Source organism: Hydrogenophaga sp. 70-12, from assembly GCF_001897365.1.
GTDB lineage: Bacteria > Pseudomonadota > Gammaproteobacteria > Burkholderiales > Burkholderiaceae_C > Hydrogenophaga > Hydrogenophaga borbori.
Genome location: NZ_MKSS01000318.1, coordinates 1 through 13,216, shown reverse-complemented (window position 1 = coordinate 13,216; position 13,216 = coordinate 1). Strand labels below are relative to the sequence as shown.

The window sequence follows — 13,216 nt, the reverse complement described above, 5'->3', positions numbered from 1 at the left end:
TGGCGTTGTTGTTGTCCAGTTCGCGGCTCTTCTGCGCCAGCATGGCCTGGGTGATGACGAGCTCGCCCACCAGGTTGATGAGCTGGTCGACCTTGCTCACCGACACGCGCAGGGTGCTCGACTCGAGGCCGGCGCCGCCCGCGGCGGCGGGGGCGGCCGCGCTGGCCCGGGCCTCGGCGGCGCGCGTGTCGCGGGCCGCGGCGGCGCTGGCGTGCGCGCTGGGCGCGCCGGGCAGGCCGGGCGAGCCTTCGAAGAAGCCGTAGTCCTTGCCCTCGGTGGCCGGGGGCATGGGCACCTTGCCGTGCACCACGTCGCCGGCCGGGTGGATCTGGATCTGCTCCTTGCTCACGTGGAAGGTGAACAGGTCCAGCAGTTCGTTGTCGCTGGCCGCGGTGCGGGCGCGGAACACGCGCTTGCCGGGTTGGTCGCAGGGCATGGCCGAAACCGTGCCCAGGCCGGGGATGTCGCGGAACAGCTCGGCGATGCCGTCGGCCTGCGCGGGGTTGTCGATCGGGCCGATGTGGATGTCGATCTCGCGCTCGGCCTTGGACGCGGGGGCGGCGGCCACCGGCGCGGGGGCCGGCGCGGGCGCCGCGACCACGGGGGCTGGCGCGGCCACGGGCGCTGGCGCGGTGGCGGCGGGCGCGTCCTGGCCCTGGGCCAGGGCGTAGATGCGCGCCACCAGGTTGCCGGTGTCGGGCGGGCTGCCCACGCCCTGGTGGGCGCCCAGCTGGCCGCGCAGCGCGTCGCTGGATTCGAGCAGCACGTCCACCATGGCGGTCGTGGGCTGCAGTTCGTGGCGGCGCAGCTTGTCCAGCAGCGACTCGGCCTGGTGCGTGAGTTCGGCCACGTCGGCGAAGCCGAAGGTGGCCGCGCCGCCCTTGATGGAGTGGGCGCAGCGGAAGATGGCGTTGAGTTCCTCGTCCTGCGCGGCGTTCACGTCCAGCGCGAGCAGCATCTGCTCCATCTGATCGAGGTTCTCGCCCGCTTCCTCGAAGAAGATTTGATAGAACTGGCTGAGGTCGATGTCGTTGCCGAGGTGTTGGCCCTCGTTCATCATGTCGCCCATTTCACTTCTCCTGCAGGGGTGTTCTTTGGCCAGAGGTCCCACGGAACCGGCTTGGCCGGGCCGTTGGTGCCGCCCCCTTGAGGGGGTCGCGCGAAGCGCGGCGGGGGTGTTTCATCGAATCACTTTGTTGATGACTTCGATGAGGCGGCCGGGATCGAAGGGCTTGACCAGCCAGCCGGTGGCGCCCGCGGCGCGGCCGGCCTGCTTCATGGCGTCGCTGGACTCCGTGGTCAGCACCAGGATCGGCGTGTTCTTGAATTTGGGGTGCTCGCGCAGCTTGCGCGTCAGGCCCAGGCCGTCCAGCTTGGGCATGTTCTGGTCGGTCAGCACCAGGTCGACGCTGTGGTTCTGCGCCTTTTCCCAGGCGTCCTGGCCGTCCACCGCTTCCACCACGTGAAAGCCGGCACCCGTCAGGGTGAAGGACACCATTTTTCGCATGGATGCCGAGTCGTCGACGGCAAGGATCGATCGCATGGGAGTTTCTCCGTTCTTCGGGTGTTATCGGCGGCGCGCGGGCATTCTTAAAAGAGCTCCACCGAACCCGCGTCCATCTCGCCCTGTGTCACGGGGCTGGGGCGTTCGGGCATGGGGTCGAGGTCCAGGGGCACCTCGTCCTCCTCGGGCGCCATGGCCTGCTCGGCCAGGCGCCAGGCGCAACCCTTGAGCATGCGGCCGGTGTGCGCCAGCAGCTGGGTGGCCATGTCGTGGAACTGCAGCTCGGTCACCGCCTGGTGCAGGCTGTGGCGAATGCGGGTGAGCTCCTCGCCCAGAGCGCCCTCCAGGGCTTCCAGGTCGCGGTTGGCGTTGCCGAAGCGCTCCAGCAGGTTGCCGGTGGCGTGGTCCAGCAGGCCTTCCAGGCGCTGCAGATCGGTCATGGCGATGAGCAGCGAGTCCTGCAGATCGGCCACCAGCGCCACGGGCAGCGTGACCGAAGGCGGGGTCGGCGGCGAAGCGGGGGTCTCCATGGGGGGGCAGGGGGAAGGTGGTACGGATACGGGGTATTACAATTTTCGGCAGCCGCCTCCTGGGGTATCGACCGAATACGGCCTGGAATTCAGCCCTTTTGGCCGTCTCCGTCGACCTCCAGGCGCTTCTAATCCCTTCTTCGCCAGGCGACACAGAGCACCTTCCATGACCGGTACCGGTGAAGCGACAGCGAGCCACCCGCGACCGGTGCGCATCCTCCACCTGGAGGACTCCCGCGTGGACCACGCGCTGGTGAAGTTCGCGCTGCAGCGCAGCCAGCTCGCCAACGAGATCACGCTGGTGGACACGCTGGAGGATTTCCGCCGCGAGGCGCAATCGGGCCAGCACGACATCGTGCTCGCGGACTACCACCTGCCCGGCTTCACCGGCCTGGACGCCTGGGACGTGGTCTGCAAGCTGGGCATCCAGGTGCCTTTCGTCATCCTCTCCGGCGCGATCGGCGAGACCGCCGCCGTGGACGCCATGCACCGTGGCGTGAGCGACTACCTGCTCAAGGACAGCATGCACCGCCTGGCGCACGTGGTGAAGCGCGCGCTGGAGATCAGCGACGCGCGCAAGGCCAAGGCGCGCGCCGACGCCGAGCTGGCCGAGTCGCGCCAGCGCCTGGCCGAATTGGCCGAGCACCTGCAGACCAGCATCGAGCAGGAGCGCGCGGATATCGCGCGCGAAATCCACGACGACATCGGTGGTGCGCTGGCCGCTATCAAGCTGGATCTGGCCTGGGTGGGCCGGCGCGCCAGCGACGCCGACATGCAGCGCCACGTGAACACCGCGCTGGACATGGTGCAGCACGCCCTGGGGGCGAGCCAGCGCATCATGATGAATCTGCGCCCGCCCATCCTGGACCAGGGCCTGGTGGCCGCGGTGGTCTGGCTGGCCGCGGGCTTCGAGCGGCGCACCGGCCTGCGCGTGCACGTGCGCCGCACGGCCGAGCGCATCGAAGTGCCGCGCGACGTGCAGCTCGTGGCCTACCGCACCGCGCAGGAGGCCATGACCAACGTGGCCAAGCACGCCGCTGGCGCGACCCACGTGGAAATCGATCTCAACGACGGAGAGGGCGTGCTCACGCTGGAGGTGAGCGACAACGGCCCCGGCATGGACAGCGGCGCGCTGCGCAAGGCCAAGTCCTTTGGCCTGCTGGGCCTGCGCGAGCGCGCGGCCAAGGTGGGTGGCTGGCTGGACGTCAGCGCCTCGCCGCGTGGCACCTCGGTCATTCTCTCGGTACCGCTGCCGTCGGGCGACACATTGCCGCCGCCGATGGAGCACAAGGAAGCCCATGATCAAGGTGATTTTGTGTGACGACCACGCCGTGGTGCGCCGCGGCATCCGCGACACCATCAGCGAAGCGGTCGACATCCAGGTCGTCGGCGAAGCCGGCAGCTACCCCGAACTGCGCGACCTCATGCGCAGGACGCCCTGCGACGTGCTGGTGCTGGACCTGAACATGCCCGGCCGCGGCGGCCTGGAGGTGCTGGGCGCGCTCAAGGAAGAGGGCTCGCCGGTGAAGGTGCTGGTGGTCTCGATGTACCCCGAGGACCAGTACGCCATCCGCTGCCTGCGCGCGGGCGCGCGCGGCTACGTCAACAAGGCCGGCGACCCGGCCGAGCTGGTCGGCGCCATCCGCGTGGTGCAGCAGGGCCGCAAGTACGTCACGCCCGAGGTGGCGCAGATGCTGGTGGACACGCTCAGCGCGCCCGAGACCGAGGAGCTGCACGCCAGCCTGTCCGAACGCGAACTGCAGACCCTGCAGAAGATCGCCTCGGGCAAGAAGCTCAGCGACATCGCCGAGGAACTGATGCTCAGCCCCAAGACCGTGAGCGTGTACCGCGCGCGGGTGCTGGAGAAGCTGCACCTGTCGAACAACGCCGAGCTCACGGTGTACGCGATCCGCAACGGGCTGGTATGAGCGGCGGGACGACGCGCCGGGCGGCGCTGGTGGGCCTGAGCGCCGCGCTGCTCGCCGCCTGCGGCAAGGGCGACCCGCAGGCCCGGCTGGAGGCCGCCGCCAAGGCCCTGCAGGCCGCCATCGAGGCGCGCCACACCAGCGACGTGATGGACCTGCTCGATGAGCATTTCCAAGGCAGCGGCAACCTGGATCGCGACGGCACGCGCCGGCTGCTGACCGCCACCTTCCTGCGCTACCAGAACATCCAGGTGATGGCGATGTCGAGCCGCCACCGCGTGGACCCGCAGACACCCACGCTGGGCGTGAGCGAGGCGCAGGTGCTGGTCACCGGCGCGCAGGGCCTGGTGCCCGAGCGCGCCGAGCCCTACAAGGTGCGGCTGGAGTGGCGCCTGGTGGGCGGGGACTGGAAGCTGGCGGACCTGCGCTGGGACGATTGACGATGTGGACGGCCCTCAGCGCGAACGGCCCGGCGTGGACCAGTCGCTGCGGTGCGTGGCGATGGCCAGCGTCAGGCCCATGAGCAGCAGGCTCAGGCCCACCACCGTGTACAGTGCCTGCGGCTGATCGCCGGCCAGGCGCGTCGCCAACCAGCCACCCGCCGCGACCACCACCAGCCGCGCCGCGCTGGCCACCAGTGGCCAGGTGAGCCGCCCCGCGCCCTGCGACGCGAAGAACAGCGCCAGACCCAAGCCGAAAAAGCCGTAGACCCCGCCCACGATGCGCAGGTAGCTCGCGCCCGCTGCCTGCACGGCCGCATCCCGGGTGAACGCCGCCATCCACAGATACGGCCACAGCGCGGCGACCAGTCCGATCGCGCCCGTGATCGCCCAGACCAGTGCGGCACCCGTCCAGGTGATGCGCTTGGCGCGCGCCGCCTGCTGCGCGCCAAGGTTGGTGGCCACCATGGCGGTGAGCGCGCCGCCGATGCCGAAGGCGATGGGCACCAAGATGTACTCCAACCGCGCGGCGATGCCGTAGCCCGCCATGGCCAGGCCGCCGAAGCCCGCCACGTAGGCCGTGGCCAAGGCAATCGAGCCGTTGCTCAGGATCGGGTTGATGGCGGAGGGCAGGGCGAGGCGAAGGATCTCGCGCGCGTCGTCGCGCCGCAGCCGCCAGCCCACGCCCAGCGGCCTGGCCGGCGCGCCCCGGCGCGACAGCCAGGCCAGCAGGGCCAGCGCCGACACCGCGCTGCAGGTGACGGTGCTGGCCGCCGCGCCGGCCACGCCCAACGGCGGCAGGGGGCCGAGGCCAAACACCAGTTGTGGCGCCAGCAGCAGGTGCATCACCGTGGTGGCGATGAGTGCCAACGCGGCCGCGCCCATCTGCCCGGTGCCGCGCGCCACGCCGGCCAGCACGTTGACCGTCCAGACCGCTGAGGCGCCCCCGAACAGCACCCCGGCGTAGCGGGTGGCCTGATCCAGCGCCGAGCCGCGCGCGCCCATGGCACCGTACAGCAGTGGCGACGCGGCGACGAGGGTGAACAGCAGCGAGGCGATCAGCCCCAGCACCAGAGCGTGCCAGGCCAGGCGCGCGGCGCGCGCGTCGTCGCCCGCCCCGGCCGCGCGCGCCACCACGGCCGTGGCGCTGCCACCCAGGCCGCCGGCCGACATGTGCAGCATCAGCATGGCCAGCGGCAGCACCACCGCCACGCCGGCCAGCGCGTCGGCGCCCAGGCGGCCCACGATGTAGCCGTCGAAGCCGATGACGATGGTGTTGGCGAACAGGCCCAGCACGTTGGGCGTGGCCAGTCGCATCAACGTGGGCAGCACGGGACCGTGCAGCATGCGCTGGCGGGTGTCGGCGGCGCTGGAAGGGGCGTTGGCCTTGGCGGTGGTGGTGGCGGCGTTCATGCTCAGGCGTGCAAATAGGCCGCTGTGGCGCTGGCGAGCGACTGTTTCACTTGGCGAGTCATGTCGTCGGCCAGCACCTCGGGCAGGCCGGCCTGCAGGCCATCGAAGGCGGCGCGCACGATCGCCTGCGGCGTGGACTTGGGCGCGTCGATGCCCTGCGTGAGGCTGGTGTCGACGAAGCCCATGTGCAGTGCCGTCACCTGTGTGCCCTGTTGCAGCAGCTCGTGCCGCAGGCCGTTGGTGAGCGCCCAGGCCGCCGACTTGGTGGCGCCGTAGGTGCCCAACAGCGGACGATTGATCCAGCTCGCGATCGACAGCACGTTGAGCATGGCGCCGCCGCCATTGGCCGCGAGCACCGGCGCGAAAGCCAGGGCCATGCGCTGCATGCCGAAGACGTTCACCTCGAGCTGGCGCCGCAAGGCCTCGAGCGCGTCGGGCAGCAGGAAGCCGCCGAGCTCGGCGACGCCCGCGTTGTTGATGAGCAGGGTCACGTCACCGCAGTCGCGCGCGGCGCGAAGAACCTGCTCGGGGCGGGTCACGTCCAGTTCGATGGGCGTGACGCCGTCGAGCGTCACATGCTGGGGTTGGCGGCTGGCGGCGTAAACGCGCTTCGCGCCGCGCGCCAGGGCTTCGCGTGCGAAGGCCAGGCCAATGCCACGGTTGGCGCCGGTGATGAAGACGACAGCGTTTTCTATCTGCACAAAGGACTCCTGAAGAATATGATGACCGTCATATTTGCGGCCATTGAGGAACGCGCGCCGAAGGCGCGCGATGGGGGTCAGTGTGTGGTGTCGGGTGGTGTGTTGGTGTTGTCCGGCGCGAACTGTTCCAGCAGGAAGCGCCGGCTGGCCGCGAGGTGGCGGCGGCCCTTGGTGTTGTCGCCGAGCGTGCGGGCGATTTGCAGAGCGCCCACCAATTGCGACGCGATCACACCGGCCGCCTCGCGCGCCTGCGCGGGCGCCAGCGTGGCGGCCACGGTGCGGGTCAAGGCCTCGATGCGCGCTGCGGCGGCCTCGCGCACGGGGTCGGGCTGGCGCGGCATTTCAGAGGCCAGCGCGGCCACCGGGCAACCACTCTCCGGGGAACGCAGGTGGCGGTCGGCGAGGTAGTTGTCGACCAGGGCCTGGAACCGGCTGCCGCCCTTGGCCTCGCCCGCGTCCAGCGCGCGACGCAACCGGACCTGGCTGTCCTCTCCCGCGCGTTCCAGCGCTTCGGCCAGCAGCGCCTCGCGTGAGGCGAAGTGCGCGTAGAAGCCGCCGTGCGTGAGTCCCGCGCGCTTCATGATGTCGGCCACGCCCACGCCCTGGAAGCCGCTGGCGCGCAGCACGCCGGCGGCGGTGTCCAGGATTCGTTCGTGCGTGGCCTGCTTGCGGCTGGTGGGGTTGTCCATGGCGGGGACGCTGAGGTTGGAAAAGCGAGTCTATTCAAATATGATAACCATCATATTTGAGGGGGCATGGGCACGAATCATGGCCCGCGCAGGCCCGCCAATGGATCAGCCCGTGAACAGCGCCGTCGCCAGCCGCAGCAGTGCGGCCACCGGCGTGTCCAGCATGGGCAGGGTGAAGGCGATGCCGATCAGACCGGCCGACAGCGTGATCGGGAAGCCGATGGCGAAGGCGTTCATCTGCGGCGCGATGCGCGAGACGAAGCCCAGCACGGTGTTGATGAACAGCAGCATGCCGATCAGCGGCAGCGCGATCCACAGGCCGTAGCGGAAGACCACGGCGCCCAGCTCGTGCAGGCGCATGGTGTTCACCGCGTCCAGCGCGCCGCCGCCCACGGGAAAGGTGCCGAAGCTGGAGACCACGGCCTGCAGCAGCATGAGGTGGCCACCCATCACCACGAACAGCAGCATCGTGGTGTTGCCGAAGAAGCGGCCCACGGTGCTGCTCTGGCTGCCGGTGCTGGGGTCGAAGAAGCCGGCGAAGTTCAGGCCCATCTGCAGGCCGATGAGTTCGCCCGCCAGTTCCACCGCCGCGAACACGATGCGCACCGCCAGGCCGATGGCCAGGCCGATCAGCACCTGCTGCACCACGGTTTCGAAGGCGCGCGCGTCGGTCAGCGCCACCACCGGCTGCTCGGGCAGCGCGGCCTGCGCGCAGAAGGCGATGAGGAAGGCCAGGGCCACGCGCGTGCGCACCGGCACCGAGCGCGAGGAGAAGATGGGCGCGCTGCTGAAAACGGCCAGGATGCGCAGGAACGGCCAGAACACCGGCGAGACCCAGGCCATGATCTGTGCTTCAGTGAAGGTGATCATGGATGAGCGAGCACGCGCAAGCCAGGGGCACCGGGGAGCCGGCTTTGCCGGGCCTCAGGTGCCGCCCCCTCGAGGGAGACGCGCAGAGCGCGGCGGGGGTGCTTCACTTACACGGCGTATTGGGGAATGGACAGGATCGTGGTGCGGATGAACTCGACCATGGTGGTCAGCATCCAGGGCCCCGCGATGGCGAATACCGCGATCGCGGCGATCAGCTTGGGCACGAAGGACAGGGTCTGTTCGTGGATCTGGGTGATGGCCTGGAACAGGCTGATCACCAGGCCCACGCCCAGCACCGTGGCCAGCACGGGCGCGGCCACCGCGAGCAGCAGGAAGAGGGCGTTCTGGCCAAGCGTGAGGGCGGCTTGCGGTTCCATGGTGTTCCCTACTGGGCGAATGAGGCGGCCAAGGAGCCGATGAGGATGTTCCAGCCGTCCGCGAGCACGAACAGCATGAGCTTGAAGGGCAGCGCCACCAGCACGGGCGACAGCATCATCATCCCCAAGGACATGAGCACGCTGGCCACCACCATGTCGATGACCAGGAAGGGGATGAAGATCATGAAGCCGATCTGGAAGGCGGTCTTCAACTCGCTCGTGACGAAGGCCGGCACCAGCACGCGAAAGGGCGCGTTCTCGGCCGTCACGCCCTCGGGCAGGCGGGCCAGGTTGGCGAACAGTTCGAAGTCGGACTGGCGCGTCTGCTTGAGCATGAAGGCGCGCATGGGCTGTTCGCCGCGCTGCAGCGCCTCCTCGAAGCTGATCTGGTTGCGCGAATAGGGGCCGTAGGCGTTGCTGTAGACCTGGTCCAGCGTGGGGCCCATGACGAACAGCGTGAGAAAGAGCGACAGGCCCACGATCACCTGGTTGGGCGGGGCCGACTGCGTGCCCAGGGCCTGGCGCAGCAGCGAGAGCACGATGACGATGCGGGTGAAACCCGTCATCAGCAGCAGCACCGCCGGCAGGAAGGACAGCGCGGTGAAGAACAGCAGGGTCTGGATCGGCACCGAGTAGCTGGCGCCGCCCGCGCCCTGGCCCACGACCAGGGGCAGCGACGGGCCTTGCGGCGTGGCCACGGGCGCGTTCTGCGCCCAGGCGCCGATGGACAGCAGCATCAGGGCCAGCAGCAGCGCGAGCGCGCGCAACCAGACCAGACGGGGCATTTCAGCGCGGCGCATCGCCCGGGCCTTTCACGAGTTGCTGCGCCAGGCGTGCGGCGAAACCACCGGCCAGCGGTGCCGCCGGCGCCGACGGGGCGGCGGTGTCGGCCGGCATCGCCATTTCGTGCAGGGCGTTGACGCTGCCCGGCGCGACGCCGAGCACCAGGCAGGTGGCGGACTCGCCCTGGCCCACCTGCAGCGTGACCACACGCTGCTGCGGACCGAGCGAGACGCTGCCCAGCACCTTGAGGACGGGGCCGCTTTGCCCGGGCACGCCCGGCAGGCCGGGCAAGCGCCCGCGCGCCCACTTCAATGCCCAGGCGATGCCCACCATCAGGGCGAGCAGGACCAAGGCGGGCCAAGCGTTTTGCCACATAGCTTCAATTCCTTGAGAGCGCCGACCCGCCACCCAGGGCCACCGCGGGACCGGCTTTGCCGGACCGCTGGTGGCGTCCCCCCTGGGGGGGAAGGCGCCGAAGGCGACGCAGAGGGGTCACGTTCTGCTCAGGCGCTTCATGCGCTCCGAGGGCGTCACGATGTCGGTGAGCCGGATGCCGAACTTGTCGTTCACCACCACCACCTCGCCCTGGGCGATCAGGTAGCCGTTGACCAGCACGTCCATGGGTTCGCCGGCGAGCGCGTCGAGCTCCACGATGGAGCCCTGCGCGAGCTGCAGGATGTACTTGATGGGCACGCGCGTGCGCCCCAATTCCACCGAGAGCTGGACGGGGATGTCCAGCACCATCTGGATGTCTTGCGCGCCGCCCGCGCCCATGGCGGTCTTGACCGGCGTGGCCTCGGCGTCGAAGGCTGGTGCGCCCTCGTCGGCGACGGTGGCGGCCTGCTCTTCGAGCGCCTGAGCCCATTCGTCGGCGATGGCGTCCTGGTTGGGTGCGTTGGTATCGGTTGACATGGTTTCTCCTGAACGCCGGTCACATCTCGGGGGACGACCCCAGCCAGTTCATGTCCCTGCCGCGCAGGTTGCGTTCCACGCGCAGCGCGTACTTGCCCTTGTGCGTGCCGTACTGGCACTCGAACACGGGCACGCCGTCGACGTGGGTGGTGATGGTGGGGTTGCGGTCGAGTTCGATGAAGTCGCCGATCTGCATGGCCAGCAGTTGCTCCACGGTGGCCTCGGTCTTGGCGAGCTCGGCCACCATGGTCACCTCGGCGGCCTGGATTTCGTGGCTCAGCAGCTTGACCCAACGGCGGTCGACCTCGATGGCATCGCCCTGCACGCTGGAATAGAGCACGTCGCGGATCGGCTCCAGCGTGGCGTAGGGAATGCAGATGTGCAGCGAGCCGGTGATGTCGCCGATCTCCAGCGTGAAGCTGGTGGAGACCACGATCTCGCTTGGCGTGGCGATGGTGGCGAACTGCGGCTGCATCTCCGAGCGCTGGTAGGCCAGCTCGATCGGGTAGACGCCGCGCCAGGCCTTCTTGTATTCCTCGGCCACCACGTCCACCAGCCGGTTGATGACGCGCTGCTCGGTGGGCGAGAAGTCTCGGCCCTCGATGCGGGTGTGGAACTTGCCGGTGCCGCCGAACAGGCTGTCGATCACACCGAACAGCAGCGTGGGCTCGCACACCACCAGGCCGTTGCCGCGCAGCGGCCGCACGGCCATGATGTTGAAGTTGGTGGGCACCACCAGCTCGCGCAGGAAGGCGCTGTACTTCTGCACCTGCACGCCGCCGACCGAGATCTCGGGGCTGCGGCGGATGAAGTTGAACATGCCCACGCGCAGGTTGCGCGAGAAGCGCTCGTTGACGATCTCCATGGTGGGCATGCGCCCACGCACGATGCGTTCCTGGCTGGAGAGGTTGTAGTTGCGAACGCCGCCTTCCGGCACCTCTTCCTTGGCGAGCTTCTGGCTTTCACCGGTCACGCCCTCCAGCAGGGCATCGACCTCTTCCTGTGACAGAAACGATTCGGACATGGTCTGATCGCTCCGCGCTTACTGCACGATGAAGCTGGAGAACAGCACGGCCTGCACGGGGCTGGCCGGGCCGCGTTTCTTCTTGCCCTCGTCCTCGGCCTTGGGCGCGGGATAGCCCATCACCTCGGAGACGGCGGCGATGATGTCGTTGCCGAGCCGGCTCTTGCCTTCGGCGCTGAGCACGTCCTCGGCGGTGCGCTTGGACAGGATCACCAGGATGCGGCTGCGGATGCTGGGCATGAAGGCCTTCACGGCGTCGCCCGTGTGGGCATCCTGCAGCTGCAGCGTGAGACCGATCTGGATGTAGCGGTTGCCGCCGGGGTCGGCCAGGTTGACCACCATGTTGTCCAGCGGCAGGAAGGTGGGGGCCGATTTCGGGTCCACCGGCTTGTGCGCGGGGGCTTCCTCGTCCAGGCCCTCGTCCTCGGCGGTGTTCTTCTTGAGGATGAACAGCGCGGCGCCCGCGCCCGCGATGCCCAGCACGACCACGCCGATCAGGGCGAACAGCAGCTTCTTGCCCTTCTTCTTGGGGGCGGCTTCGGCCGGTTGGGCGGCGGCGGTGGCAGCGGCGGACATGGCTCTCCTTCGTCGGTTGCCGCGGGCTCAAAGGCGCGCGGCTTGAGAAGGATTGTGGGAGGGGCCCCCCCACGCCGTTCGCTCGATAAGCGCGGAAAAACCGGTTCTTTCCCGCGCCCCGGGGGCTCAGATGAAGAGGTCCAGGCCCGGGCCGTTGGCGCCCGGCGCGGCCGGACGCAGGGGGGCGGCCTCGGCCGGGCCGGCGTCGGCGCGCTCGGCGCGCGGCGCGGGGGCCTGCGGAGTGGGGCCGTCGCGGCGGGCATCGCCCTGGCCCTGGTCGCCGACGGAGACCTGGCCCAGCGTGAGGCCGCCCTGCTGCAGGAGGTCGCCCAGCGCGGTCTGGGCGTGCTCGCGCAGCAGGCCGCGCGCGGCGGCGTCGTCGGTGCGGAAGTCCAGCCGCACCTCGTCGCCGCGCACGGCGAGCTGGATGTCGATGGCGTTCTGGGCGTCCTCGCCCACGCGCAGGCTGGCGTGGCGCATGGCGCCCGCGCCCCAGTGCTGCACCTCCACCGCCTCGGCGTCGGCCGGTGCGGCGTAGAGGTCTTGGGCGCTGTTCGGGTCGGTGCCGGCCTCGTGCCGCGCTTGGCCACCGTCGGCCGTGGCGTCGCCACCCAGGCCGCTGTCGGCCGCCGTGGCGCCGGTGGTGGCCGTCGGTCCGGCGGCCGCTTCGCCAGTGCCGCGGGCGCCGCCCGTGGGCGAGGCACCGGGCAGGGCGGGCTCGTCGCCGTCGCCAGCGCGCCCGGCCAGGGCCGCGAGCGCACCGGTGGGTGTGGCGGTGGGCGAGGTGGCCTGGAAGCGCGCGTCCAGCGCGACCGTGCTGCGCACGGGCCAGGCGGCGCTGGCGCCGGATTCGGTGGGCGGGGCCGCGCGGCTCCAGCGCAGGGCGGGGGTGTCGGCGCCGCCGGCCGGCTGGCCCGCGACGGTCGCCAGGGCGGTGGCCGCGCCGGGCGCCGAGGCCCGCGCGGCGGCGGGCTGCCAGGGGGCGGCCACCTGGCGGCCCGGCGCGCTGCCGTTGGCCAGGGGCAGGCCCTCGGCGGGCACGCCACCCAGGCGATCGGCGCGCGTATCCAGGCCGCGCGTCTCGCCGGCCAGCGAACCGTCGCCGGCCAGCGGCGCGGGCGCCAGTTCGTGCGGCGCGGTCCAGGCCATGAGTGCGGCCAGGGGGTTGTCGCTGTCGGCAGGGTCTTCGGCCAGCGGGTCCTCGCCTGGCGCGCCGGCGGTGGTGGCGGTGGCCGTGCCCAGGGGGTCCAGCGGCGCGGCGTCCGGCGACAGCAGCGCCAGCAGGCTGGAGAACAGGTCGGTCGGCTGCTGCGGCCCGTGCGCCGAGCGCGCGGCGTGGCTGGGCGGCTGGCTGTGCGCCGCCTGCGACGCGGGCGGGTGGGGGTTGCTGGGCGCGGTCGTGGTCATGCGGAGAAGCTCTGGAACGTGCTGTCGGATTCGGCGCGGCGGCGGTGGGCGTTGAGCGCCATCTC

General features: G+C 70.4%; 17 protein-coding genes. 3 read left to right on the top strand and 14 right to left on the bottom strand.

The window, feature by feature from the left end; all coding sequences use genetic code 11:
* From BGO22_RS16860 to BGO22_RS16850, 3 genes are all read right to left on the bottom strand, one after another.
* Positions 1-1,069 (bottom strand): Hpt domain-containing protein (locus BGO22_RS16860; RefSeq protein WP_286851866.1); only part of this gene is annotated, 1,069 nt, incomplete at its 3' end.
* Positions 1,070-1,180: 111 nt separating this feature from the next.
* Positions 1,181-1,543 (bottom strand): response regulator, encoded by a 363-nt coding sequence (locus tag BGO22_RS16855; protein ID WP_070401129.1) that lies wholly within the window; start codon positions 1,541-1,543, stop codon positions 1,181-1,183.
* Between the two features lie 47 nt (positions 1,544-1,590).
* Complete coding sequence (locus tag BGO22_RS16850; RefSeq protein WP_286851864.1) at positions 1,591-2,034, bottom strand: hypothetical protein; 444 nt, start codon at positions 2,032-2,034, stop codon at positions 1,591-1,593.
* A gap of 166 nt (positions 2,035-2,200) precedes the next feature.
* Between BGO22_RS16850 and BGO22_RS16845 the strand changes: the two genes are divergently transcribed.
* The 3 genes from BGO22_RS16845 to BGO22_RS16835 are packed head-to-tail and all read left to right on the top strand — an operon-like array spanning position 2,201 to position 4,399.
* Positions 2,201-3,355, top strand: a complete 1,155-nt coding sequence (locus tag BGO22_RS16845; protein WP_286851861.1) for a hybrid sensor histidine kinase/response regulator — start codon at positions 2,201-2,203, stop codon at positions 3,353-3,355.
* Complete coding sequence (locus BGO22_RS16840; RefSeq protein WP_070401132.1) at positions 3,333-3,962, top strand: response regulator; 630 nt, start codon at positions 3,333-3,335, stop codon at positions 3,960-3,962. Before BGO22_RS16845 ends, BGO22_RS16840 begins: the two co-directional genes overlap by 23 nt.
* Positions 3,959-4,399: a hypothetical protein gene (locus tag BGO22_RS16835; RefSeq protein WP_286851858.1), complete on the top strand. Its 441-nt coding sequence runs from the start codon at positions 3,959-3,961 to the stop codon at positions 4,397-4,399. Before BGO22_RS16840 ends, BGO22_RS16835 begins: the two co-directional genes overlap by 4 nt.
* Before the next feature lie 15 nt (positions 4,400-4,414).
* Here the strand turns inward: BGO22_RS16835 and BGO22_RS16830 are convergent, their stop codons facing one another.
* From BGO22_RS16830 to BGO22_RS16780, 11 genes are all read right to left on the bottom strand, one after another.
* Positions 4,415-5,812 (bottom strand): MATE family efflux transporter, encoded by a 1,398-nt coding sequence (locus tag BGO22_RS16830; protein WP_286851856.1) that lies wholly within the window; start codon positions 5,810-5,812, stop codon positions 4,415-4,417.
* A gap of 2 nt (positions 5,813-5,814) precedes the next feature.
* Positions 5,815-6,513 (bottom strand): SDR family oxidoreductase, encoded by a 699-nt coding sequence (locus BGO22_RS16825; protein ID WP_204744175.1) that lies wholly within the window; start codon positions 6,511-6,513, stop codon positions 5,815-5,817.
* Between the two features lie 77 nt (positions 6,514-6,590).
* Positions 6,591-7,202: a TetR/AcrR family transcriptional regulator gene (locus BGO22_RS16820; protein WP_286851854.1), complete on the bottom strand. Its 612-nt coding sequence runs from the start codon at positions 7,200-7,202 to the stop codon at positions 6,591-6,593.
* 105 nt (positions 7,203-7,307) lie between these two features.
* Positions 7,308-8,072 (bottom strand): flagellar biosynthetic protein FliR, encoded by a 765-nt coding sequence (fliR, locus tag BGO22_RS16815; RefSeq protein WP_286851852.1) that lies wholly within the window; start codon positions 8,070-8,072, stop codon positions 7,308-7,310.
* Positions 8,073-8,179: 107 nt separating this feature from the next.
* Positions 8,180-8,449, bottom strand: coding sequence for a flagellar biosynthesis protein FliQ (gene fliQ, locus BGO22_RS16810; RefSeq protein ID WP_070401138.1), 270 nt, complete (start codon positions 8,447-8,449; stop codon positions 8,180-8,182).
* Positions 8,450-8,457: 8 nt separating this feature from the next.
* Positions 8,458-9,234, bottom strand: coding sequence for a flagellar type III secretion system pore protein FliP (fliP, locus tag BGO22_RS16805; protein ID WP_070401139.1), 777 nt, complete (start codon positions 9,232-9,234; stop codon positions 8,458-8,460).
* A gap of 1 nt (position 9,235) precedes the next feature.
* The gene (locus BGO22_RS16800) at positions 9,236-9,607 is read right to left on the bottom strand and encodes a FliO/MopB family protein (protein WP_070401140.1); all 372 of its coding nucleotides are present in this window, start codon (positions 9,605-9,607) and stop codon (positions 9,236-9,238) included.
* Positions 9,608-9,724: 117 nt separating this feature from the next.
* Positions 9,725-10,144 carry a flagellar motor switch protein FliN gene (gene fliN / locus BGO22_RS16795; RefSeq protein WP_070401141.1) on the bottom strand — a complete coding sequence of 140 codons (420 nt, stop codon included), beginning with the start codon at positions 10,142-10,144 and terminating at the stop codon, positions 9,725-9,727.
* Positions 10,145-10,163: 19 nt separating this feature from the next.
* Entirely contained in the window at positions 10,164-11,168 is a 1,005-nt protein-coding gene (gene fliM, locus BGO22_RS16790) for a flagellar motor switch protein FliM (protein WP_070401142.1), read from the bottom strand.
* Between the two features lie 18 nt (positions 11,169-11,186).
* The gene (locus BGO22_RS16785) at positions 11,187-11,744 is read right to left on the bottom strand and encodes a flagellar basal body-associated FliL family protein (RefSeq protein WP_204744179.1); all 558 of its coding nucleotides are present in this window, start codon (positions 11,742-11,744) and stop codon (positions 11,187-11,189) included.
* Positions 11,745-11,870: 126 nt separating this feature from the next.
* Positions 11,871-13,151, bottom strand: a complete 1,281-nt coding sequence (locus tag BGO22_RS16780) for a flagellar hook-length control protein FliK (RefSeq protein WP_286851847.1) — start codon at positions 13,149-13,151, stop codon at positions 11,871-11,873.
* Between the last annotated feature and the right edge of the window lie 65 nt (positions 13,152-13,216).

Coding starts and splice junctions, on each gene's coding strand:
- fliQ (WP_070401138.1), bottom strand. CDS start 8,449: ATGGAACCGCAAGCCGCCCTCACGCTTGGCCAGAACGCCCTCTTCCTG.
- BGO22_RS16835 (WP_286851858.1), top strand. CDS start 3,959: ATGAGCGGCGGGACGACGCGCCGGGCGGCGCTGGTGGGCCTGAGCGCC.
- fliR (WP_286851852.1), bottom strand. CDS start 8,072: ATGATCACCTTCACTGAAGCACAGATCATGGCCTGGGTCTCGCCGGTG.
- BGO22_RS16830 (WP_286851856.1), bottom strand. CDS start 5,812: ATGAACGCCGCCACCACCACCGCCAAGGCCAACGCCCCTTCCAGCGCC.
- fliM (WP_070401142.1), bottom strand. CDS start 11,168: ATGTCCGAATCGTTTCTGTCACAGGAAGAGGTCGATGCCCTGCTGGAG.
- BGO22_RS16845 (WP_286851861.1), top strand. CDS start 2,201: ATGACCGGTACCGGTGAAGCGACAGCGAGCCACCCGCGACCGGTGCGC.
- BGO22_RS16800 (WP_070401140.1), bottom strand. CDS start 9,607: ATGTGGCAAAACGCTTGGCCCGCCTTGGTCCTGCTCGCCCTGATGGTG.
- BGO22_RS16820 (WP_286851854.1), bottom strand. CDS start 7,202: ATGGACAACCCCACCAGCCGCAAGCAGGCCACGCACGAACGAATCCTG.
- BGO22_RS16780 (WP_286851847.1), bottom strand. CDS start 13,151: ATGACCACGACCGCGCCCAGCAACCCCCACCCGCCCGCGTCGCAGGCG.
- fliN (WP_070401141.1), bottom strand. CDS start 10,144: ATGTCAACCGATACCAACGCACCCAACCAGGACGCCATCGCCGACGAA.
- BGO22_RS16850 (WP_286851864.1), bottom strand. CDS start 2,034: ATGGAGACCCCCGCTTCGCCGCCGACCCCGCCTTCGGTCACGCTGCCC.
- BGO22_RS16785 (WP_204744179.1), bottom strand. CDS start 11,744: ATGTCCGCCGCTGCCACCGCCGCCGCCCAACCGGCCGAAGCCGCCCCC.
- fliP (WP_070401139.1), bottom strand. CDS start 9,234: ATGCCCCGTCTGGTCTGGTTGCGCGCGCTCGCGCTGCTGCTGGCCCTG.
- BGO22_RS16840 (WP_070401132.1), top strand. CDS start 3,333: ATGATCAAGGTGATTTTGTGTGACGACCACGCCGTGGTGCGCCGCGGC.
- BGO22_RS16855 (WP_070401129.1), bottom strand. CDS start 1,543: ATGCGATCGATCCTTGCCGTCGACGACTCGGCATCCATGCGAAAAATG.